Origin of the sequence: Arenibacter algicola (assembly GCF_018860365.1) — a bacterium.
Classification (GTDB): Bacteria; Bacteroidota; Bacteroidia; order Flavobacteriales; family Flavobacteriaceae; genus Arenibacter; species Arenibacter algicola_B.
In genome coordinates this window covers 17,048-38,964 of record NZ_JAHKPO010000028.1, presented here as the reverse complement: position 1 = coordinate 38,964, position 21,917 = coordinate 17,048, and the positions used below count along the sequence as shown (strand labels likewise).

Sequence of the window (21,917 nt, the reverse complement as noted above, 5' to 3'; positions counted from 1 at the left end):
AAACAGTGGCATATCCGTTATAAAAATTTTTAAAGTTAACTTATTATTAACAACCCACAATGGTTTCTCCAAAATTTGTAGTAAAAATCCACCAATTTTAAATTTGGCTTTTAAAATTCCCTATTACTAGCTACCAAATTATATCCCTGTAGAAGCATAAAAACCACACTGGAGATTTTTGCATTAAAAATCATGGATAAAGCCTATATTTGCAGTTGCTTTGGTTTGTACGACGGTTTATTGGAGTACAAATCATAGAAAAATGGAGCTTGAAATGCCTTTTGCAACTATTATTTTTGACAAGGTAAATTCAGACCGGGTAAATTCAGCATAAATGAAAAACATTAGGAATTTCTGCATTATTGCACATATTGATCACGGCAAGAGTACTTTGGCCGATAGGTTATTAGACTTTACTGGTTCGGTAACGGAACGGGAAAAGCAAGACCAATTATTGGATAGTATGGATCTTGAACGCGAGCGTGGGATCACCATTAAGAGCCATGCCATTCAAATGGATTATGAGCATGAAGGCGAAAAATATATACTTAATCTTATAGATACTCCGGGACACGTGGATTTTTCCTATGAAGTATCGCGTTCCATAGCTGCCTGTGAAGGTGCCTTATTGGTAGTAGATGCCGCACAGAGCATCCAGGCACAGACCATTTCCAATCTATATTTGGCTTTGGAGAACGATCTGGAAATTATTCCTGTATTGAACAAAGTAGACCTTCCCAGTGCCAACCCCGAAGAAGTTACCGATGATATTGTTGATTTATTGGGTTGTAAACCAGAGGACGTTATCCCGGCAAGTGCTAAATCGGGCCTTGGGATCCAAGAAATTTTGACCGCCATTATAGAACGTATACCGCCTCCAAAGGGCAATCCGGATGAATCCCTACAGGCTTTGGTATTCGATTCCGTATACAATCCGTTCAGAGGGGTTGAAACCTATTTCAGGGTTATTAACGGGGAAATAAAAAAAGGTCAAAAAATAAAATTTGTCGCTACGGACAAAAACTATTACGCTGATGAGGTGGGTACGCTAAAACTGGTACAACACCCCAAACAAAGTATAAAAGCAGGAGATGTTGGCTATCTCATTACCGGAATAAAGGATGCCAGGGAAGTAAAAGTAGGGGACACCATTACAGATGCTGCGAGCCCTACAAAGAACCCTATTGGAGGGTTTGAAGATGTTAAGCCCATGGTGTTTGCCGGTATTTATCCTGTTGATACGGAAGATTATGAAGAACTGCGCTCCTCTATGGAAAAGTTGCAGTTAAATGATGCTTCTTTAGTATTTACACCGGAAAGTAGTGCTGCCCTTGGGTTTGGGTTTCGCTGTGGTTTCTTGGGAATGCTGCACATGGAGATCATCCAAGAACGTTTGGAGCGGGAGTTTGACATGACGGTGATCACCACCGTACCAAACGTTAGTTACCATGCCTTTACCCGTAAGAATCCAGAAGTGCCTATTATAGTCAATAATCCATCCGATCTACCGGATCCATCAACTTTAGATCACGTAGAGGAACCGTACATTAAGGCAACGATTATCACCAAGGCCGATTTTGTTGGGAATGTTATGTCCTTATGTATTGATAAGAGAGGGCAGATTACCAATCAAACTTATTTGACCACAGAAAGGGTGGAATTAAATTTTGACATGCCCCTTGCAGAAATTGTATTCGATTTTTACGATAGGTTAAAAACGGTTTCCAAAGGATATGCCTCCTTTGATTATGCACCCATTGGTATGCGAACCTCCAAGTTGGTAAGGGTAGACATATTGCTCAACGCACAACCTGTAGATGCCCTGTCTGCCTTAATACATGCAGACAACGCTGCCAATATTGGAAAAAAAATGTGCGAGAAGCTGCGCGAACTGATTCCAAGACAACAATTTGATATTCCTATCCAAGCCGCAATAGGGGCCAAAATAATTTCCAGGGAAACTATAAAGGCGTTGAGAAAGGATGTAACCGCCAAATGTTATGGTGGTGATATCTCGCGAAAGAGAAAATTGTTGGAAAAACAAAAGAAGGGTAAAAAACGTATGCGTCAGGTTGGAAATGTAGAAATACCACAACAGGCATTTATGGCGGTACTTAAACTAAACGATTAAACAAAAAAGGAATTGTACTTGTTTCAATAACAGGCTCAATAAAGGGGTCAAAACATTCTGGGGCGATGCCCCAAATAGTGAACAATAGCCCTAGCCTTTGGAAATCAAGCGGTTTCCGCCTTACGTTTTACCAATAACAATCCTAAAATAGTAAGCCCGGCATTAACGGCTATATTGATAAATCCAAAGTCGAAATTAAAGGATTGGGCAAAGAACACACTCAATAAATAGGTAAGTACCGGAGCCAACACACAAATAAGGGGTACCCATTTATCCTTAACGGCAATCTTGGTAAACATCCCCAACATGTAAAGGCCGAGTAAGGGGCCATAGGTGTACCCTGCTACTTTGAATATAAGCGATACCACATCTCCCCTACTGTTTGCAAATAGCATAATTATTAAAAATAGGACTGCCGAAAAACCAAGTAGGACCCAGTTCTTAAGTCTTTTTTTATCAGCACTGGATTTATGTGAGATATCCAGAAAATCATAGGTAAAAGAAGTGGTTAGTGCAGTTAGGGATGAATCCACACTGGAAAATGATGCTGCAATGATTCCCAACAAAAAACTAACCCCTGCAAAAACGCCAAGGTGGTTCAGTGCCAGATCGGGAAACAGGTTATCGGTATCCAAAAGTGCCCCGTTCTCACCTACGGCCAAAGCAATTCCATTATTCTCCGCATAAATATATAATAGGATTCCCAACCCCAAAAACAAGAATTGGGTTATGGCCAAAATTAAACTGTAGGTCAAAGTGTTCTTTTGCGCGTCCCATTGATTCTTACAGGTCAATGTTTTCTGCATCATATTCTGATCCAATCCTATCATGGCGATGGCCACAAGAATACCGGCAATAAACTGTTTGAAAAAATTATTGCTCGATTTGTTTTCCCAATTAAACACTTCAAAATACTTATGCTCCGTAACCTGTTGAATAGCTCCCGAAAACGACAGATTTAAGGACGAGGTAATGGTATAGATCGTAATTATGGCCCCAAGGACCAAGAAGGTCGTTTGCAAGGTATCTGTCCAAACAATGGTCTTTATTCCTGACTTATTGGTATACAACCAAACCAAAAGCAAGATGATGATTACCGTTATGGGAAACGGAATATTCAGCTTATCAAATAGTGCAAATTGAAGAATTTTTGAGGCCAACAATAGTCTCAGGGCAGCTCCAAAGGACTGTGAAACCAAAAAGAAAAGCGACCCTGTCTTATACGTTTTTACACCATATCTCTGATCCAAATAGCCATAAATGGATACCAGCCTTAATCTATAGTACAGTGGAATCAGGACAAAGGTTATGAAAAGATAGCCCACAACATTCCCTAGTATAAATTGGTAGAAATAGAAATTATTATTGCCCACCATTCCCGGAAGGGATACAAAGGTTACTCCCGAAAGCCCGGCGCCCACCATTCCAAAAGCCACCAAGAACCAAGGCGATTGCCGATCCCCGGTAAAATAAGACTCGTCACTTCTATTTCTTGACGTGAAATAGGAAATGGTCATTAACAAAACAAAATAAATGGAAATGATCGCTAAAACTAGAAGTGGATTCAATACAGATGGATTAAATTATAACTAAAAGTATTCTTTCTATTTGGTATTATTCAACAATTATTTTTGGAAAGGCCATATGGGCTACACGCCCATGTATTGTAACTGGCCACTTAAATTTTCTGTTTCTTATCATGCTTGTCAGCCTCCAATAACTTTCCAAGATACACCAACTTACTACCTTCCTTAATGTCTTCAAAATTTTTGCTAAACGAAGAAATAATTTTTAAGTCCCCATCCAAGGTCTTAATAAAAATTGGAACAATATCCTTATCCGCTTTGGTAATTTCTATAAGGCCCTCATAATGTTCCTTGCTCTTTAATTCTATTTCATGAATTACAGGATTACTTCTAGCGGCTTCGGTCAAGGTAATAAAATCATCGGTATGCGAAAAAAGACCCTCCATTGGATTATTTTCAGGGTCGTTCATCTCATCAGAATTCACTAATCTAAATGAACCCTGTTCCCCGAATTCTTTCTTGAAAGTTTCTATGGCGTATTCATTAATGTCCGAGTTACCCGTCAATGCCATTAAATATCCAACATCGTTCAATTCTATATTGTCCGTCAGGGCATCGGAATAGATGTTGGCTACAAAGGCCTCCAGCCCAAGGTTTTTGGCCTTTTCAATATTGTTTTGGTTATTATCTATCAATACCACATGCCTATTATTCTTCTTAAGATAACTGGCTATTAATCTAGGCACCTTGGAAGCACCTATAATGAGAATGCCTTCGGACTTTTCCAAGAATACCCCAAGTAATTTTGCCATGAACCTTGCGGTTGAAGCATTGAGAAGTACTGTTCCCAAAACGATCATAAAAACCAATGGTGTAATATATTCCGCTCCAGGTTCTCCCCTCAAAATTAATTTGGAACCAAATAATGAGGCAATCCCTGCAGCAACAATCCCCCTGGGACCAACCCAACTAATAAACAATTTTTCCCTAAAATTAAGATTGGAACCCATGGTACTCAAAAATACCCCCAAAGGTCTTACCACAAAAACTACAATAGCAAAAAGTATAAGCGTATTAGGGCTGTACAACAATTCCAGTTCGGGTAAATTCATACTTGCCGAAAGCAAAATGAAAAGCATGGAAATCAAAAGTATACTTAGGGACTCCTTAAAATAGAGCAGCTCCTTAATATTGGGCAGCTGGGTATTTCCCATGACCATGCCCATAACTACCACGGCGAGTAACCCGGATTCATGTGCAAAAAGCTCGGAAATAACAAAAACCGAAAGCACTACGGATAAGGATACCACATTTAACAAATAATGAGGTACGTAATTCTTTTTAATGGCCAAGGTCAAAGCATGTGCAAAAGAGAAACCAAAGGTGAAACCCAATAACAACACCTTTACAAACTCCAAAAGACCGGTTTGGGTATACCCTTGGCCTTCGCCGATACTGATAAACTCAAAGACCAATACCGCCACAAGTGCACCAATGGGATCTATCAAAATACCCTCCCATTTCAGTACCGCCGATAGATCTTTTTTCAAAGGAATATTTCTAAGAATCGGGGTAATCACCGTTGGTCCTGTAACAATTATGAGAGCAGAGAACAAAAAGGATATTTGCCAAGGCAAATCAAATATAAAATGTGCGGCTGTACCTGCTAAAAAAAAGGTAACTGCACTACCCAAGGTAATCAACTTGGTAATAACAGGGCCTACTCTGGTTACCTCGGAACGTTTCAGGGTAAGGCCACCCTCAAATAGAATAACACCTATAGCCAGGGATACAAAATGATAAAGACTCTCCCCTAAAAACAAGCCCTCTGTCTTATTCCAGATAGGCCTTATTAATTTTGTGCCGTCCTCTGTAAACAAAGTAGATATAGGTCCTACCAATAAACCTATAAGAATCAGGGGCAAAATGGCCGGTAATTTAAAGCGCCAAGCCACCCACTGTGCAATGATACCAAGAACAATTATTCCCGCTAGTTCTACCATAAAAAAATTTGAAGCAAGATAAGTTTTAATATAGAAAAAATCCATCTAAGGAAAAAAAACCTTGGCACCTCATTAAAAAATACCCGTTTTCCCTATCTGGAATAGGCAATTTATTTTAAAGGATAAGGTAAAAGAGCCGACTTTTGGGGGTAATAATATAAAGTCCCTGGTTTCTTTGGGATTAACCAATTTTTAGGTATTTTATCATCGGTTTTCCCACAAATAATTCTCTGCTATGGTAGAACTGAATATAGTAAACTTATTGATGGTATTGGCTGCCGCCTGGCTTGGGGGGATTTTGGCCAAACGTATGGGTTTCCCCTCCATTTTGGGTGAGCTTTTAATTGGAATCATTTTTGGTCCTGCTTTGTTGGCCGTATTGGAAACTTCAGCTGACTTGGACATTTTGGCGGAAGTGGGAATTCTCTTTCTTATGGCCTATATCGGCATGGAAATCAACTTTAAGGATTTGGGGAAAGCCTCATGGGCAGGTCTACTTGCAGCCATTGGTGGATTCGTAGTTCCTTTTGGTCTTGGTTATTACACCATTTTGCATTTTGGGGGCACCCAAATTGCCGGACTATTTGTAGGTATTGCTGTTGGGGTAACTTCCTTGGCCACCAAGAGCAGAATTCTTGTAGATCTAAAACTTTTGGATACACGAATAGCCTATGTGCTTATGGCCGGAGCCTTAATATCGGACACCTTGGCGCTTATTATTTTTGCTGGAATTATAGGTTATGTAGAAGCTGGAAGTATTGATACCGCAGGGCTGGCCTGGGTGGCAGGGAAAGCAATTCTTTTTTTCTCCATTGCCCTGTTAATCGGCATCTATTTATTTCCTCTTTTGGGTAAATTACTGACCAAGGCCAAGCTAACAAGCCGGACAATACTCTTTACCATTTTAATTATTATGGTGCTGGGTTTTTCAGAATTGGCCGAACTTGCCGGACTTCATGGTATTTTGGGAAGCTTTATGGCCGGACTCTTTATAAGGGATAGTGTGTTTTCTAGGCATATTCTTAAGGACGTTTCAGCTGTCTTTCATGATATTTCCATAGGTTTTCTAGCTCCCATTTTTTTTGTTACAGCCGGCTTTCATGTTACTTTGGATGTATTTCAGACGGACCTAGCCCTTTTGATATGTGTTATTACAGGTGCCGTCGTCGGAAAAATATTAGGGACCACACTTTTTTATTTACCCAGCGGTTACGGCTGGCGGGAAGGGTTCACTATTGGTACCGGTATGAACGGAAGGGGAGCTGTGGAGATAATAATTGCAGGGATAGGCCTTCAAATGAACATTATTTCACAGGAAATTTTTTCAATTTTGGTATTTATGGCCATTTCTACTACCCTTACGGTGCCGGTGTTCCTTACTTGGACCACCAATTGGCTCAAAAAACGCGGAGAACTGGTAAAACAGGACGCACGAAATGGTTACCTGATATTAGGCGCAAATCCCTTGGGACTTTACATCGCCAAGCAACTGGCCGAACAGAACGAAGTAATCCTTATAGACTACAATAAGGATTTAGTGAACGAAGCCAATGCACAGGGGGTAAAAGCAATCTATGGAAACGGACTTAGGGAAGACGCGTTTGAAGAGGCAAACGCCTTAAATAAAAATACCTTTATAGCACTAACGGGCAATAGTGAAATTAATCTTCTTTCCGCACAATTGGCCTACAACTCCTTTTATATCCCGAACAGAATAGTACTTGTCTCCCCAGTTGAAAATGGGGTAGGTCTAAATCTATTGGATCACATGGATGCCTCTTCCTTGTTTGCCAATAAAACCGATATGGTACCTTGGTCCTATAAAATTACCACGAACAATTTTGAGGAAAGGACCGAAAAAATGGAAAAGGAGATCTCCACCAGAAATTGGTTTAAAAACAATGCCCAAAATAAGGATATCCTACCCATTTTAATTCTCGATGAAAATGGCCTGAAACGACCATTTCATTACAAAGACATTATAAAACCCAAGGAAAGTGTTGTCTACCTCCAGTAGCTAAACACCACAGATAAATTGCTGATAAAGTGTTAAAAAACCTCTAATAAAACCAAGTTTCAAGAAATATCCCTAGTGCTTTTGTTAATTTGCACCTTCTTTACGCTAGGTTATCTATGAAATTATACCCTATTGAATCTGGAAATTTTAAGTTGGATGGAGGAGCCATGTTCGGTGTGGTTCCAAAATCGATATGGAACAGGACCAATCCGGCAGATTCAAATAATATGATAGATATGGCCGCTAGGTGTCTATTAATCGAGAATGGCGATCGACTTACCCTAATAGATACCGGGATGGGCAATAAACAATCCGATAAATTCTTTGGGTATTACTATAGGTGGGGAGACCATTCCTTGGATAAATCCCTAAAAAAATACGGCTTTCACAGGGATGATATTACAGATGTTTTCCTGACCCATTTACATTTTGACCATTGTGGGGGAAGCATTCAATGGAACAAGGATAGAACCGGTTACGAACCCGCTTTTAAAAATGCCGTTTTTTGGACCAACGAAGCCCATTGGCGATGGGCCACGGAACCCAATGTACGGGAAAAAGCTTCCTTTCTAACAGAAAACCTAATGCCCATGCAGGAAAGTGGACAGTTGCGATTTGTTGAAAGAACGGAAAAGACTTTCTCGGAAAAATCGGAATTGGATTTTGGCATTTTGTTTGTGGACGGACATACGGAAAAACAGATGATACCCCATATTAAATATAAGGACAAAACCCTGGTATTTGCGGCGGACCTACTCCCCACGGCAGGTCATATACCACTGCCCTATGTTATGGGCTATGATACAAGGCCGCTATTAACACTTTCAGAAAAAGCGCTGTTTTTGGAAAAGGCCGTAAAAGACAATTACTATCTGTTTTTGGAACACGATGCCCACAACCAAATCTGTACCCTACAAACAACGGACAAGGGAATACGTTTAAAAGAAATACATACCTTTGCCCAGCTTTTTGAATAATATGATCAATTGTAAACTCCTATACACGGCAGACCATGGCTACACAGCAAAATTTCAAGCAAAATTTCCTGGAAATCAATTAATTAAGACATTCTAATCTAACACTATAAATAAATGACACTAACATTGAACAGAACTATTTTGGCCGTGTCGGCCTCTATTTTACTTTATGGCTGTGGTAGTACTGCGCTAGTTTCCACCCCAATTGAAAATATAGATACCCTGCCCCTAAAAATATCAGAATTAACCGAGGCTCAAAAAAAGAATTGGGGACACACGGACCTGCTTACCGATACCATTCCTGGGATGAGCGTAGACAAAGCCTACTCCGAAATAATAGGGAATAAAAAAGGGGAAAAGGTAATAGTGGCTGTGCTGGATTCAGGAATGGACCTTACCCATGAGGATTTGGTGGATGTCCTTTGGACTAACAAAGGAGAAATTGCCGGGAATAATAAAGACGATGACAATAATGGCTATGTAGACGATATACACGGTTACAACTTTTTAGGGGAATCCTACAACGAGCAATTGGAAATGGCCAGAATTGTGGCCAAAAAATTAGGGGATGCCTCCCTTCAGGCCAAGGCCAAAAGCGACCTGGACAAAGATTATCAAAAAGCTCTTCAAAATAAAGGGCAGTACGAACAAATACTGCAAGCAGTCCAAAATGCGGATGAAGAGGTAAAGGAACTTTTGGGGAAGGATAGCTATAACAAAAAAGACCTGACCGAAATTAAATCCAATGACGAGACCATGCAGAGAAACGTTAGTATTTTAATGCAAATGTTGAGCATAAAGGATACTATTCCAGAAGTTATTTCAGAACTTAAGGATGGCATTAAACATTTTACCGATCAACTGAACTATAATTTAAATGTAGATTTTGATGGTAGAAAAATGGTAGGGGACGATCCTTATAATTTTGACGATAGGGGCTACGGAAACGGAAATCCAAAAAACAGGGTTGATGATGAAAGTCATGGAACCCACGTTGCCGGTATTATTGCAGCAAAAAGAAATAACGGTCTTGGAGCTAACGGGGTTGCGGACAATGTAGAAATTATGAGTATCAGGGCCGTACCCAATGGAGATGAATATGATAAGGATATTGCTTTGGGAATACGATATGCCGTGGATAACGGAGCCAAAATTATTAATGGAAGTTTTGGAAAAGCCTATTCTCCAAATGCCGAGTGGGTTTATGACGCCATTAAATATGCAGCGGAAAATGATGTTCTTTTTGTACATGCAGCAGGAAACTCCGGCGAAGATCTTGATGACCCAAATAACCCAAATTTCCCCAACGATCAAATCAATAACGGACCTGAGATGGCAGATAATGTGATTACCGTGGGGGCTTTGACAAGCAAATATGGTTCCGAAATGGTGGCCTCCTTTTCCAATTATGGCCTTATAAACGTAGATGTTTTTGCTCCTGGTGACGATATCTATTCCACAATGCCCAACAATGAATACGATTTTCAGGGAGGTACTTCCATGGCCGCACCTGCTGTTGCAGGAGTCGCTGCCCTTGTAAGATCTTTTTATCCAAAATTATCAGCTTCCCAAGTAAAGGCAATATTGTTGAATTCCGGACTTACTACCAAATCCAAAGTAGTGGTAGATGGTGATGCCTCAAAGGCAATGGATTTTCAAAAAATCTCAAAATCCGGTAAAATGGTCAACGCATACAATGCCTTAGTTATGGCAGATGCTGTGTCCAAAGGGAAAATAAAACTATAATGGATAAATAAGACTCATGGCACAGCCTAAAAACGTAGGCTGCCTTTGAACTTTAAAAAATAGATTATTCAAATTGAAGGTATGAGACATAACAAAGGACTTTTTTTTGGTTTAGTGATTGCCATTTTCAGCTTAACAGCACAATTGGAAGCACAAAACAATACTTCCTATTGGCAACAGCATGTGGATTATTCCATGGATGTAAACGTCGACGTTGACAATTATCAATACAAGGGAACCCAAAAATTGGTCTATACCAATAACTCCCCGGATGAACTCAGCAGAGTGTATTACCATCTTTTTTTCAATGCTTTTCAACCTGGCAGTGAAATGGACATGCGTTTACAAAGTATTGCTGATCCGGACGGTAGAATGATGGCAGACGGAAAAAGTAGGATTGCAAGCCTTAGTCCCGAAGAAATAGGATATCTTAGGGTTACTTCCCTAACGCAGGACAACCAAGCCGTTTCCTATGTGGAAGAAGGTACAATTTTGGTTGTTGAATTAAATAAACCCATTCCCGCTGGTGGAAAAACCACCTTTGAAATGACCTTTAATGGGCAAATACCTTTACAAATAAGACGAAGTGGTAGAAACAGCAGTGAAGGGGTTGCGCTATCCATGAGTCAGTGGTACCCAAAATTGGCGGAATACGATTTTGAAGGCTGGCATGCAGATCCTTATATTGCCCGTGAATTTCATGGAGTATGGGGCGATTTTGATGTTAAACTTACCCTGGACAAGAAATATGTGGTAGGGGGAACTGGATATTTACAGAACCCGGAAGAAATAGGTCATGGTTATGAAACCCCTGGAACAAAAATAAAAAAGACCAAGGGCAAAACCCTTACTTGGCATTTTAAAGCCCCAATGGTCCACGATTTTATGTGGGCTGCCGATCCAGATTACCTTCACGATACCTTAAAGGTAGAAAATGGGCCAATGCTCCATTTTTTCTATAAAAACGATAAGGAAATTGTAGAAAATTGGAAAAAACTTCAACCAAAAACGGCCGAGGCCATGCAGTTCTTCAATAAAAATATTGGTGATTATCCCTATGATCAATACTCGGTGATACAAGGAGGCGATGGTGGCATGGAATACGCCATGAGTACCCTTATCACCGGGGGTAGAAATTTTGGAAGCCTGGTAGGAGTTATGGTGCATGAAATGGCACATTCCTGGTTCCAACATGTACTGGCGAGCAACGAATCCAAACACGAATGGATGGATGAAGGCTTTACCTCCTTTATCTCCAGCCTGTGCATGGACCAGATCATGGACCAAAACAAGGAAAATCCCTTTGCAGGTTCCTATCAAGGATATTATAATTTGGTGGCTTCCGGCAAAGAACAGCCCCAAACCACCCATTCCGATAGATATGAGCTAAATTTTGCCTATGGGGTTGCTGCCTATAGCAAAGGAGCTATTTTCCTATCGCAATTAGGCTATATAATAGGCCAGGATAAGCTTATGATAACCCTAAGGAAATATTATCAGGACTTTAAATTTAAACACCCAACCCCTAACGATATAAAAAGAACCGCCGAAAAGGTCTCGGGGATGGAGTTGGACTGGTACCTTACAGATTGGACCCAAACGACCAATACCATAGATTACGGTATTAAGGCCGTTGAGGCAGAGGGACAAAAAACCAAGGTAAGCTTGGAACGAATTGGTCTTATGCCCATGCCCATAGACATTTTGGTACTTTACAATGATGGTACCCAAGAAACATTTTATGCTCCCTTGCGTATGATGCATGGCGAAAAAGAGAATCCATATCCTAATTTAAAAAGAACCGTATTGCAAGATTGGCCCTGGGCATATTCCAACTACGACTTTATCTTGGATAAGGAGCTCACTAACGTTAAGGCCATTGTATTGGACCCATCCCAACTTATGGCAGATGTAAATGAAGAAAACAATGTTTGGCAGGCCCAAGAGTAAAAAACATTAAATGTTTTAATCCGTTTAAGATGGCAGACAATGGCTATCTTAAACGGATTTTTTATTTTGATACCACCATGTGCCACTATACATCCTGTTCTTGGCAGTGGCTTCCCTACTGGTCATTAAAATTTCACTTTTATTGATTACCCTATTCCTATACCCCAGCAGGTGGAAAAGAGGTTTTGCCATAAATCTGGCAGTTCTTTCGTTCACCAATAAAGTACCCTTTTCCTTATCTACCCACGAAACCCCAGGCAAAATTGGTAACAAAGCGGGCATTCTTATTTTTCTCAATAGGACGGATAACCACAAGGCGAACTTAGGCGTCTTACGAATTAAAAAAAAACCATCCTCTCCCTGGCTTTGGTACAAAGGCATAAAAATGCTCGATTTTTGCTGCGCCAATACCGCTTTATCGTTGTGTTCGGCCAATATTTTTCCTTTGTTTACGACATCAAAACTTTTGAATCCGGGCAACATTTCAAATTTATCCCCAGTTCCTATAGGATGTCTATAAATTATCTCGAAAAAGCTGGCGTTCTCCTTTGCCGAATTTTGAAGTTGAAGATAATGTCCTTCAAACCCATTAACATCTTTACTTTTAAGTGCTCCACCATAGACAAGGGCCAACCACATAAATGCTATACTGTTATCTACCGCTTCCCTTGCGGTATGCTGGCCAGATTCAAAACCAACGGACAAGTAGCCCTGTTCGTTTATAAAACTAAGTAGAGGGCCCTCTAAATACTCTTCTATCCCCAAAATTATAGGGACAGGAAAAAGCTTTGAAAATTTCCGGTTGATCAAGGCATCATTAATGGTAATAAACGGAAGGGTCTTGCTGGAAGTAGTATGGAAATCTATAAAGTAAAAAGGCCCGGATGCTGTTTTTAGGATAGCCGATAAGACTTGGTGAATGGATAACAACTCCTTGTCCTCATTAAGAAGTTCATTTTCGGCTTTGGCTTTAATTTTTTCAATCTTTTCATCGGTCCATAATCTGTTAAGGTCCCGATCCAAAAATCTTTCCCCGGCCAAGAGTGCCGCAACATTGCCCCGAATACCATAAATGTTACCATTTACAGGTATTTTTTCTTTCTCAATTTTCAGGAAAACTTCTTGTATTGCCTTCTCACCTGAAGGTTCATTGCCATGAATACCCCCAAAGAATATCATTGTAGGGCCATTTTTACCGCCTTTTAAATGACCAATGGTTCGGCTCTTGCCTATTTGGTTTTCCGTTGTTATCATATGTCATTGGTTGTAATAATACCTACCAATTTCTTTCCGTGTACCACTGGCAGACAATTTATACCTTTCGATTCCATTAAGGCCTTTGCCCTGTTCATGCTTTCCTCCTCGGTTATAGTAATCAGTTCTGTTTTCATAATATCCTTTACAGGTCCGATAAACTTGTCCGGATTCTTCAAATACTCTTTAAGATCGGTCCAAGTCAATAATCCAACCAAATCCAAATCGTCATTTAGAATGGGTATATGGTGAATATTTTTCCACTGCATCATTTTCAACACCAATTCCGAACTATCACTATCCTGAGCAGTAATGGTTCGTACGCTCATAATCTGGTACACCTTTCTCTCGTTTTTGTCAATTACAAATTCATCACCCCTTGGCAATTGCCATGCATCTACGGAATATCCCTTTTGTTGACCTTGGTACATTTTGGCCGTTAATATGCTCAGGGCATCTGAAAGCTTAAACTCCTTTCTCAGTTTTCTATAACTTTGAATCGTCCATCGTGAACCGTTGTTAGTGGCAATCCTCTTCTCAATAATTTTTAAGTAATGCTCTGCATCTTTTGGTGCTACCCCCATACTGTACAATCCCTTAAAGGCGATTGGCAAGAAATGATCCAACAATAATTGTTGGCTGGAGATTAGTTGTCCATCCCAATAAAATTGAGCAGCCATACCATATCTGGCAGCATTGAAAAAATTACTTTTCGCATCCCTAAAATCCATCTTGGTATGAATGGCATTAAACTTTTTAGGCCTTCCCATCATTACTCCCACCCATAGCATCATATTGGCAATTTCGTCCTCGGTAGTGGGTCCGGATGGTATATATCTGTTCTCAATTCTAATATGGGGCCTGCCATTGGTAATACCATAGCAGACACGGTTCCAAGCATACACTGTTCCGTTATGGAGCGACAGCGCCTTTAACTTGGGCATTTTTCCCTGTTTCAATTCGTTTAAACTATCCACATCGGTATCGGAAGTAAGTAAGCTCCTAAATCCGGTTATGGAATCTTTAAAATAATCCACCACTGTTCCTTTTGCCCAACTATTTCCGAAGTTCACCCGAGGTTCACTTTCATTCAAAAGAAAATTACTGGCCCTGGTATCCACACTTTGCGTAAATAAGGCAATTCTGGTCTCCTCCCACAATTCCCGGCCAAAGAGCATTGGGGAGTTGGTACAAATGGACAGGATGGGCCCTGCAATGGCCTGGGACCAATTATAGGTATCCTCAAAATCATATGGGTCTATCTGCAGATGCGACTGAAAACTGGTATTGCATCCTTCGAACAGCACGGAGTCATGGCGGATATTCAACTCATCTACCCCTTTTACATGAATTTCTATATCATTATTTCTTATTTCCTTAATAACATCGTTCAAAATCTTATATCGGGGAATAGGAGTCAAATATTCAATATTCAGATGCCTTTTTGAAATGGTGGGCAAAATACCACACAATATAATTTTAGTAGCGGATTCCTCTGCAACCTTATTGGCCATAGCCAATAAATGGTCCAGCTGCAAATGCATTTCTGAAAAGCAATTCCCGGATAATGGAATGGGATCCAAATTAATTTCCAGATTATAAAGGGCCAATTCAGTGGTGAAATGGGGATCATCTATATTTTCAAGAACTTCCAAGGCCTTATTGGATGGCTGCCATGATTCGTCGACCAAACAGAATTCCTGTTCGGCCCCGATCCTAATTGGACTTCGTTCGAACATCTTTTTATCCAGTATTTGTTCCAAGGCCACAATGTCTGCCAACAAATGTTTAATATACCTGGCCTTAAGAGGATTGTTCCTCAATTTTTCAACATTCAATTCTCCCATAAATCCCTTATTTATAGTTTTGTAAAAAATATAACCCAAGATAATGGCTAAATGGATTTTGAACTATGATGGTTGTCATATCCCATAACTGTGGTTTTTATTTTACATTTACGGCAAAATGTCATTTAGCTTCCCAAAAAAAGAAAAACTAAAGAGCAAAAAACTAATTGAACAGTTGTTTGCGGAAGGGATTGGTATTACCAATTATCCTATTAAACTTGTTTATCTTAAAACCAGCTTTGATGATGGTTCCAAGTGCAAGGTTGGGGTAACAGCGTCCAAAAGAAATTTTAAAAGTGCCGTAAAAAGAAATCGAATTAAAAGGTTGATGCGGGAAAGCTATAGGTTGAACAAACACCTAATTTTTAACAACATAGAGAGTAACTTTGCGTTTATGTTTTTATATCTTGGTAAGGAGATGCCCTCGCAATCCAAAATAACAGATGCCATGATTCCTTTAATGCGGAAATTTGTCGATGAAATTGCAAAGGCTAGCAAGTAACTTATGAACATATGAAAGAGATAATAAAAAAGCGGGTACTTATTCCCATTATCGCCATTGCCCTACTCATTGCAGGAAGTAGTTTTAAGGGCGATTTTTTTGAGATTGCCAAACAGATCGAAATTTTTACAACCCTTTTCAAAGAGTTGAACATGAACTACGTGGATGAAACCAATCCTGCAGAATTAATGGATACGGCCATTAAAAACATGTTGGAAGATCTGGATCCCTATACCAAATTCCTTAATGAACAAGACGTTGAATCCTTTAAAATAAACAATGCAGGTGAATATTCAGGTATTGGGGCCGTGGTCCGGAGTTACAAGGATAAAGTGGTTATTATTGAACCTTACAAAGGTTACCCCGCAGATAAGGCGGGCCTTAAAGCCGGGGATGAAATTATTAAGATCGGTGATATTGCCATTGCGGATATTCAGGATGACGCCGATGAACTTTTAAAAGGAGCCAATAATACCAGTGTAAACATTACCTATGTTAGGCAGGGAGAAACCAAGTCAACAACAGTTAACAGGGAATCTATAGAAGTTGATGCCGTACCCTATTACAAGATGATCAAAGGGAACACGGGTTATATTGTTTTGTCAAAATTCAATAAAAAAGCTTCTGAACAAACCAAGGAAGCACTCCTTAACTTAAAAAACGATGGCGCGGAAAAAATTATTTTGGACCTAAGGGATAATCCAGGTGGTCTATTGACCGAAGCCATCAATGTAACCAATCTTTTTATTCCAAAAGGAGAACTTGTGGTAACCACCAAATCCAAGGTCAAGAAATTCAACAGGGAGTATAAAACTACCAACCAACCCGTAGATACAGAAATACCATTGGTTGTATTGGTTAATGGTAGAAGTGCCTCGGCCAGTGAAATTGTCTCAGGAAGTCTACAGGATTTGGACCGAGCCGTTATAGTGGGTGCAAGAAGTTTTGGAAAGGGATTGGTACAGCGCCCTTTAAAACTAACCTATGGTACACAACTAAAGGTAACCATCTCCAGATATTATACAGCATCCGGAAGATGTATACAATCCTTGGATTATTGGAATAGGGATGAGAATGGAAATGCAGTTAAGAATACGCAGTTCAGGGATTTTAAAACCAGAAATGGGCGAAAAGTCCAAGATGGTGGCGGTGTTTTGCCAGATATAGAAATTGCTGCAGCCAAAACAAATACGCTTACCCAGGCCCTGTTATCCGGTAATGTTATTTTCGACTACGCCACCGATTTCTATTATAATAACAAGATAGAAAATGTATTGGACTTCAATTATAAGGATAGTGATTTTGCATCTTTTAAAAATTATGTCTCCAAAAGTAATTTTGAATTTGAGACTAAGGCCGAAAAAGCACTAAAAGAGGCCATGTCCGGCGAGGACAGTACCATATTTGGCAATGAGGTCACGGAGCAGTATAAAGCGCTGTTGTTGGAGATGGATAAAAACAAACTTATGGCCTTGGATAAATACAAAGCGGAAATCCAAAAGAATTTGGAGGATGAAATTCTTAAACGCTATTTCTATAGGGACGGTCTATATGATTACCATTTACAAAATGACGAAGCCATTATGACCGCTACCGTTCTGTTGAATGACAATGGCAAATACACGAATATTCTAAAATAAAAAAATGCCGGTCAAATAGTGTCTAGGTATTGAACCTCTATATCTTAAAGTAAACCTTCTTCTGATCTAGAAAGTAGGTGATATACCAGAACATAAAGAGCACAAACAAGGAATTTATGACCAATATTAAACCTTCCTCTACACTTAAGGGAGCCAATATTCCTTCGGTAAAAATAAGCCCGAAACCCCTAAACCACTGTGCCCCTACGGTTTCTGCAAACAAATAAATAAATATAGAGTTGGTCCCTACCACAGAAAAAATCTTCAGCCATTTGTTCTTATGGTCCTTAATGTCGATCCACCAATAAAACAAAGCCAAGGCCAACAAGGCCCATCCCCCCGAAGCCAAGGTAAATGAGGTAGTCGCTATTCTTTTAATAATAGGGGTTATTCCCAATAGATCCATCCCATAGCCCAACAAAAGTAGAGCCGCTCCCCACATTAATAAGGGATTTAATTTCTCTTTAGCGGATTTGTTGGAAAGTAATATTTGTCCACAAATAACACCCATCACCGTATGTACCGCAGTAGGTAAGAAGTTAATGAAAACCCATCCCCCGCCGTTAATTTTACCCATTACCAACATATCTACCCAAGACCCAAAACTCTGCCCTTGATTGTATGGGTCCTGTGGATTATAAGCCCGATAGAGAATCTCGGTAAGTATCAAAATTCCCAAGCAGATAAAAATCTGTGTACGGTGGGGAAGATTCATTATCGCATAAGCTATAAGAATAGTAAAGGCCAATTGAACCAATACGTTCCAGAGTTCCCAAACCAATGCATGGCTATACACACAGTGCAACAATACCCCAAAAGCAAAAAGCAAAAAACATCTTCTCAAAATATGTTTGGTAGCAGCCTTGCGGGATCCACTAGCCAAACGCTTTCTCAATGAAAATGGCATGGCCACCCCCACTATAAACATAAAAAAAGGCTGTATAAGATCCCAAAACCGCAACCCGTTCCATGGATGATGGTGCAACTGTTCCGCCAAAGGATGTAAAAAGGTGTTGTTTTCTGTAAAGTCCCCAAAGCTACCATGAAACCCGGCAGCCTCCGCAATTAATAAAAACATGGTCAATCCCCGGAATACGTCCAAGGAAAACAACCTCTTGGAAAGGTTGGTAGATTCGTTTGTCATTTTGTATATGGTTGATTATTTGGCAATAACAATGTAGTGATTTTCTCTAGACCTTCATAAAATATTGTGAATGGTGGCAAATTATCCCATCCAGGATTATGGGCAATCCGGTTTTCAGGAAACAAAAAATACCGGCATAATGGCACCCTCACCATTCCCTTTCTAAATTTTTTAATTATTTTTCATCTTTGTAAAGATTAAAAGCATGAATAACAAATTTTACCTCCTAATAACCTTATGTATTTTTCTTTGTCTGGGATACAAACCTAAAGAGCCTAAAATACTGATCATAGGCGACTCTATTTCCATAGGTTATTTTTCAAAGGTAAAAGAAGCACTGGCCACTAAGGCAATAGTAATGCACAATCCTGGAAACGCACAACACACAGGAACAGGACTGGAGAAAATCAAGGATTGGATAGGTCAGGAAGATTGGGATATAATCCAATTTAATTGGGGGTTATGGGATCTTTGTTACAGACATCCAGATTCCAAAGTTTATGGCAATAGGGATAAAATTAAGGGTACAATTACCTATGAATTGCAAACCTATAAACAAAATCTGGAAGAGTTGGTGAGTATCCTAAAAGCCAGTACCTCAGCAAAATTAATCTTTGTAACAACCACCTATGTTCCTGTTAATGAAGCGGGTAGATTTTCTGACGATGTAGCAAAATACAATGCAGTAGCAAAATCCGTAATGAAAAAAAATGGTGTTATTATCAATGATATCTACAAAAAATCCATTGCCATCCACCACAAAAATGGTTTGGGGGATAAGGACGTTCATTATAACAAGGAGGGATATAAAGAACTTGGCGAACTAATTGTTCCTGTGCTCAACAAAACCTTGAAAAGGTTATAGCGCAATTAAATATTCCTTTTCTAAACCTCAAACCAATCCACTTTTGTAGGATTTGGATCTATAAGGAAAAGAACGATTGTTTCCCTGTCCAAAAATATTAGACTATAGTACAACAAAGAAATAACCCCTTAGTTCTTAAAAATTAATTAATTTAAGCGATAAAACCACTACCAATGTCGCTTAATACCACAAAGCATTTATCGCTAATAACCATAGCGGCAATTTGTTTAATAAGTTGCCAGCTTGATAATTCCACCAAAACGGACTCCGATAATTACACAACTTGGACCTCCTATTTAGGTGGACCAGATCGCAACCATTACTCCACACTATCACAAATTACCTTGGACAATGTAACGGAGCTTAAGGTGGCCTGGTCCTACTCTGCTCCCGATAGTGGTCAAATGCAAATGAACCCTATTGTAGTGGACACTATTTTGTACGGGGTTACAGCGGCCTTAAGGGCAGTGGCATTGCACGCTGGAACTGGGAGGGAAATATGGAGATTTGGGGATTCACTACACCTTACAAATTCCACTAGTAGAGGCGTAGCGTATTGGTCAAAGAACAATGATAAGCGTATTCTGTTTACCCGAGGACCCAATCTTTTTGCCCTGAATGCCATAACGGGTACGCCAATTTCTTCTTTCGGTGAAAATGGAAAAATTGATCTCCACTCCGGATTGCCAACAAGCGCAAGGAATAAATTTGTCGTCTCCAACACTCCTGGAACCATTTACCGGGATTTAATTGTAATGCCAATTCGCCTCTCGGAAGGTAGCGGTGCTGCACCAGGGGATATCATGGCATTTAATATAATAACAGGCCAATTGGAATGGTCCTTTCACACCATACCCTATCCAGGAGAGCTCGGTAACGAAACCTGGGAAGATCCGGATAGCTATAAAAGCGAAATTGTTGGTGCTGCCAATAACTGGGCCGGTATGGCATTGGACGAAAAAACGGGAATCCTATACATCCCAACAGGTTCAGCAGCCCCCGATTTTTATGGTGGCGACAGAAAGGGCAGTAATCTTTATGCCAATACGCTATTGGCTTTGGACGCACAAACAGGAAAACTGCTTTGGCATTATCAATTTACCCATCACGACCTGTGGGATAGGGATCCACCGGCACCGCCCAACCTTTTGACGATTACCAGAGCGGGAGAAAAAATTCCTGCCGTGGCACAAGTAACCAAACAAGGATATGTTTTTCTTTTTAACAGAATCACAGGTGAGCCTTTGTTTGATATTGAGGAGATACCTGTACCTCCATCTACCTTGGAAGGAGAAAAAACATGGGCAACCCAACCATTTCCCACCAAGCCCAAGCCTTTTGCAAGACAATCCGATTTATTGACCGAAAAAGACCTTAGTCCGTACGCCGAAAACAAGGAGGAATTACTGACGCAATTCAACGAAGCGGATAAAAGAATCTATGCTCCACCTAGTTTAGAACCGGTACTTCTTCTTCCTGGATATGACGGGGCCGCGGAATGGGGAGGTGCCGCCGCCGATCCCGAAGATGGCATTTTGTACGTAAATTCCAATGAAATGGCCTGGTTCCTTCAAATGGACAAGGATACGCTAAACACAAGCATGGCTCCAGGGGAATATGCCTATAACCAATATTGTGTTGTATGCCATCAAAAAGACCGTAAAGGTAATGTTGCAAGTGGATATCCATCTTTATTAAACCTTAAATCGACCCATAATAAAGAAGCAGTTGCCCTGACCATAAATAAAGGAAAAGGCATGATGACAGGTTTCCCTCAAATTGAAAAAACGGAAATGGAAGCTTTGATACGGTTTTTATATGGGGAAGAAGTTGGACCAATTGTTACCGAGAACAATACAAAACCTATAAAAACAACCTATAAACACCGCGGATATAAAAAATTTCTGGACAGTAACGGGCTGCCGGCCATATCCCCGCCATGGGGTACATTACATGCTATAGACCTAAATTCTGGGGATTACCTATGGTCCATTCCCTTCGGGGAAACATTGAGCTTGAAAGAACAGGGATTTTCCCAAACAGGTTCGGAAAACTATGGCGGGGCTATAGTTACCGAAAACGGACTATTGTTTATAGGAGCCACAAAAGACGGATATTTTAGAGCTTTTAATAAAAACAATGGCAAGCTACTTTGGGAATACAAACTCCCTGCTGCAGCATTTGCAACACCCGCCATGTATGAAGTAAACGGCAAGCAATATATTGCCATTGCCTGTGGTGGCGAAAAATTAGGAACAGAAAAAGGAAACAAGATCCTTGCCTTTTCCCTGGAATAAAAAAATTAAGAAATATTA

General features: G+C 40.1%; 14 protein-coding genes. 9 read left to right on the top strand and 5 right to left on the bottom strand.

The window, feature by feature from the left end; translation table 11 throughout:
- Positions 1–334 precede the first annotated feature (334 nt).
- Positions 335–2,131, top strand: coding sequence for a translation elongation factor 4 (gene lepA, locus KO529_RS21845; RefSeq protein WP_215949985.1), 1,797 nt, complete (start codon positions 335–337; stop codon positions 2,129–2,131).
- Between the two features lie 104 nt (positions 2,132–2,235).
- Here lepA and KO529_RS21840 read toward each other — a convergent pair whose 3' ends face one another.
- Positions 2,236–3,699: a sodium:solute symporter gene (locus tag KO529_RS21840; protein ID WP_215949984.1), complete on the bottom strand. Its 1,464-nt coding sequence runs from the start codon at positions 3,697–3,699 to the stop codon at positions 2,236–2,238.
- A gap of 110 nt (positions 3,700–3,809) precedes the next feature.
- Positions 3,810–5,660, bottom strand: coding sequence for a cation:proton antiporter (locus tag KO529_RS21835; RefSeq protein WP_215949983.1), 1,851 nt, complete (start codon positions 5,658–5,660; stop codon positions 3,810–3,812).
- Between the two features lie 235 nt (positions 5,661–5,895).
- Between KO529_RS21835 and KO529_RS21830 the strand changes: the two genes are divergently transcribed.
- From KO529_RS21830 to KO529_RS21815, 4 genes are all read left to right on the top strand, one after another.
- On the top strand, positions 5,896–7,677 hold the full coding sequence (locus KO529_RS21830; protein WP_215949982.1) for a cation:proton antiporter: 1,782 nt from the start codon (positions 5,896–5,898) through the stop codon (positions 7,675–7,677).
- 116 nt (positions 7,678–7,793) lie between these two features.
- The gene (locus KO529_RS21825; RefSeq protein ID WP_215949981.1) at positions 7,794–8,654 is read left to right on the top strand and encodes an MBL fold metallo-hydrolase; all 861 of its coding nucleotides are present in this window, start codon (positions 7,794–7,796) and stop codon (positions 8,652–8,654) included.
- 114 nt (positions 8,655–8,768) lie between these two features.
- Complete coding sequence (locus tag KO529_RS21820) at positions 8,769–10,400, top strand: S8 family peptidase (RefSeq protein WP_215949980.1); 1,632 nt, start codon at positions 8,769–8,771, stop codon at positions 10,398–10,400.
- A gap of 81 nt (positions 10,401–10,481) precedes the next feature.
- Positions 10,482–12,350, top strand: a complete 1,869-nt coding sequence (locus KO529_RS21815) for a M1 family metallopeptidase (protein WP_215949979.1) — start codon at positions 10,482–10,484, stop codon at positions 12,348–12,350.
- Between the two features lie 48 nt (positions 12,351–12,398).
- Here KO529_RS21815 and KO529_RS21810 read toward each other — a convergent pair whose 3' ends face one another.
- Together KO529_RS21810 and KO529_RS21805 are read right to left on the bottom strand one after the other, a co-directional pair.
- Positions 12,399–13,604, bottom strand: coding sequence for a succinylglutamate desuccinylase/aspartoacylase family protein (locus KO529_RS21810; protein ID WP_215949978.1), 1,206 nt, complete (start codon positions 13,602–13,604; stop codon positions 12,399–12,401).
- Positions 13,601–15,451, bottom strand: coding sequence for a CBS domain-containing protein (locus KO529_RS21805; protein ID WP_215949977.1), 1,851 nt, complete (start codon positions 15,449–15,451; stop codon positions 13,601–13,603). The genes KO529_RS21810 and KO529_RS21805 overlap by 4 nt, the downstream gene beginning before the upstream one ends.
- A gap of 118 nt (positions 15,452–15,569) precedes the next feature.
- Between KO529_RS21805 and rnpA the strand changes: the two genes are divergently transcribed.
- Both rnpA and KO529_RS21795 read left to right on the top strand, forming a co-directional pair.
- Positions 15,570–15,953: a ribonuclease P protein component gene (gene rnpA, locus KO529_RS21800; protein WP_215949976.1), complete on the top strand. Its 384-nt coding sequence runs from the start codon at positions 15,570–15,572 to the stop codon at positions 15,951–15,953.
- Between the two features lie 11 nt (positions 15,954–15,964).
- Positions 15,965–17,593 (top strand): S41 family peptidase, encoded by a 1,629-nt coding sequence (locus tag KO529_RS21795; RefSeq protein ID WP_215949975.1) that lies wholly within the window; start codon positions 15,965–15,967, stop codon positions 17,591–17,593.
- Between the two features lie 37 nt (positions 17,594–17,630).
- Here KO529_RS21795 and KO529_RS21790 read toward each other — a convergent pair whose 3' ends face one another.
- Positions 17,631–18,737, bottom strand: a complete 1,107-nt coding sequence (locus KO529_RS21790) for an acyltransferase family protein (protein WP_215949974.1) — start codon at positions 18,735–18,737, stop codon at positions 17,631–17,633.
- 205 nt (positions 18,738–18,942) lie between these two features.
- Here KO529_RS21790 and KO529_RS21785 point away from each other — a divergent pair, with 205 nt between their 5' ends.
- Complete coding sequence (locus KO529_RS21785) at positions 18,943–19,602, top strand: SGNH/GDSL hydrolase family protein (RefSeq protein ID WP_215949973.1); 660 nt, start codon at positions 18,943–18,945, stop codon at positions 19,600–19,602.
- Positions 19,603–19,775: 173 nt separating this feature from the next.
- A complete protein-coding gene (locus KO529_RS21780; protein WP_215949972.1) occupies positions 19,776–21,899 on the top strand; it encodes an outer membrane protein assembly factor BamB family protein in 2,124 nt (707 codons plus the stop codon).
- The last annotated feature ends 18 nt before the right edge of the window (positions 21,900–21,917 follow it).

What these genes read in the sequence shown, in the direction of transcription:
- lepA (WP_215949985.1), top strand. Translation starts at nt 335, where the DNA reads ATGAAAAACATTAGGAATTTCTGCATTATTGCACATATTGATCACGGC.
- KO529_RS21835 (WP_215949983.1), bottom strand. Translation starts at nt 5,660, where the DNA reads ATGGTAGAACTAGCGGGAATAATTGTTCTTGGTATCATTGCACAGTGG.
- KO529_RS21830 (WP_215949982.1), top strand. Translation starts at nt 5,896, where the DNA reads ATGGTAGAACTGAATATAGTAAACTTATTGATGGTATTGGCTGCCGCC.
- KO529_RS21825 (WP_215949981.1), top strand. Translation starts at nt 7,794, where the DNA reads ATGAAATTATACCCTATTGAATCTGGAAATTTTAAGTTGGATGGAGGA.
- KO529_RS21820 (WP_215949980.1), top strand. Translation starts at nt 8,769, where the DNA reads ATGACACTAACATTGAACAGAACTATTTTGGCCGTGTCGGCCTCTATT.
- KO529_RS21815 (WP_215949979.1), top strand. Translation starts at nt 10,482, where the DNA reads ATGAGACATAACAAAGGACTTTTTTTTGGTTTAGTGATTGCCATTTTC.
- KO529_RS21810 (WP_215949978.1), bottom strand. Translation starts at nt 13,604, where the DNA reads ATGATAACAACGGAAAACCAAATAGGCAAGAGCCGAACCATTGGTCAT.
- KO529_RS21805 (WP_215949977.1), bottom strand. Translation starts at nt 15,451, where the DNA reads ATGGGAGAATTGAATGTTGAAAAATTGAGGAACAATCCTCTTAAGGCC.
- rnpA (WP_215949976.1), top strand. Translation starts at nt 15,570, where the DNA reads ATGTCATTTAGCTTCCCAAAAAAAGAAAAACTAAAGAGCAAAAAACTA.
- KO529_RS21795 (WP_215949975.1), top strand. Translation starts at nt 15,965, where the DNA reads ATGAAAGAGATAATAAAAAAGCGGGTACTTATTCCCATTATCGCCATT.
- KO529_RS21790 (WP_215949974.1), bottom strand. Translation starts at nt 18,737, where the DNA reads ATGACAAACGAATCTACCAACCTTTCCAAGAGGTTGTTTTCCTTGGAC.
- KO529_RS21785 (WP_215949973.1), top strand. Translation starts at nt 18,943, where the DNA reads ATGAATAACAAATTTTACCTCCTAATAACCTTATGTATTTTTCTTTGT.
- KO529_RS21780 (WP_215949972.1), top strand. Translation starts at nt 19,776, where the DNA reads ATGTCGCTTAATACCACAAAGCATTTATCGCTAATAACCATAGCGGCA.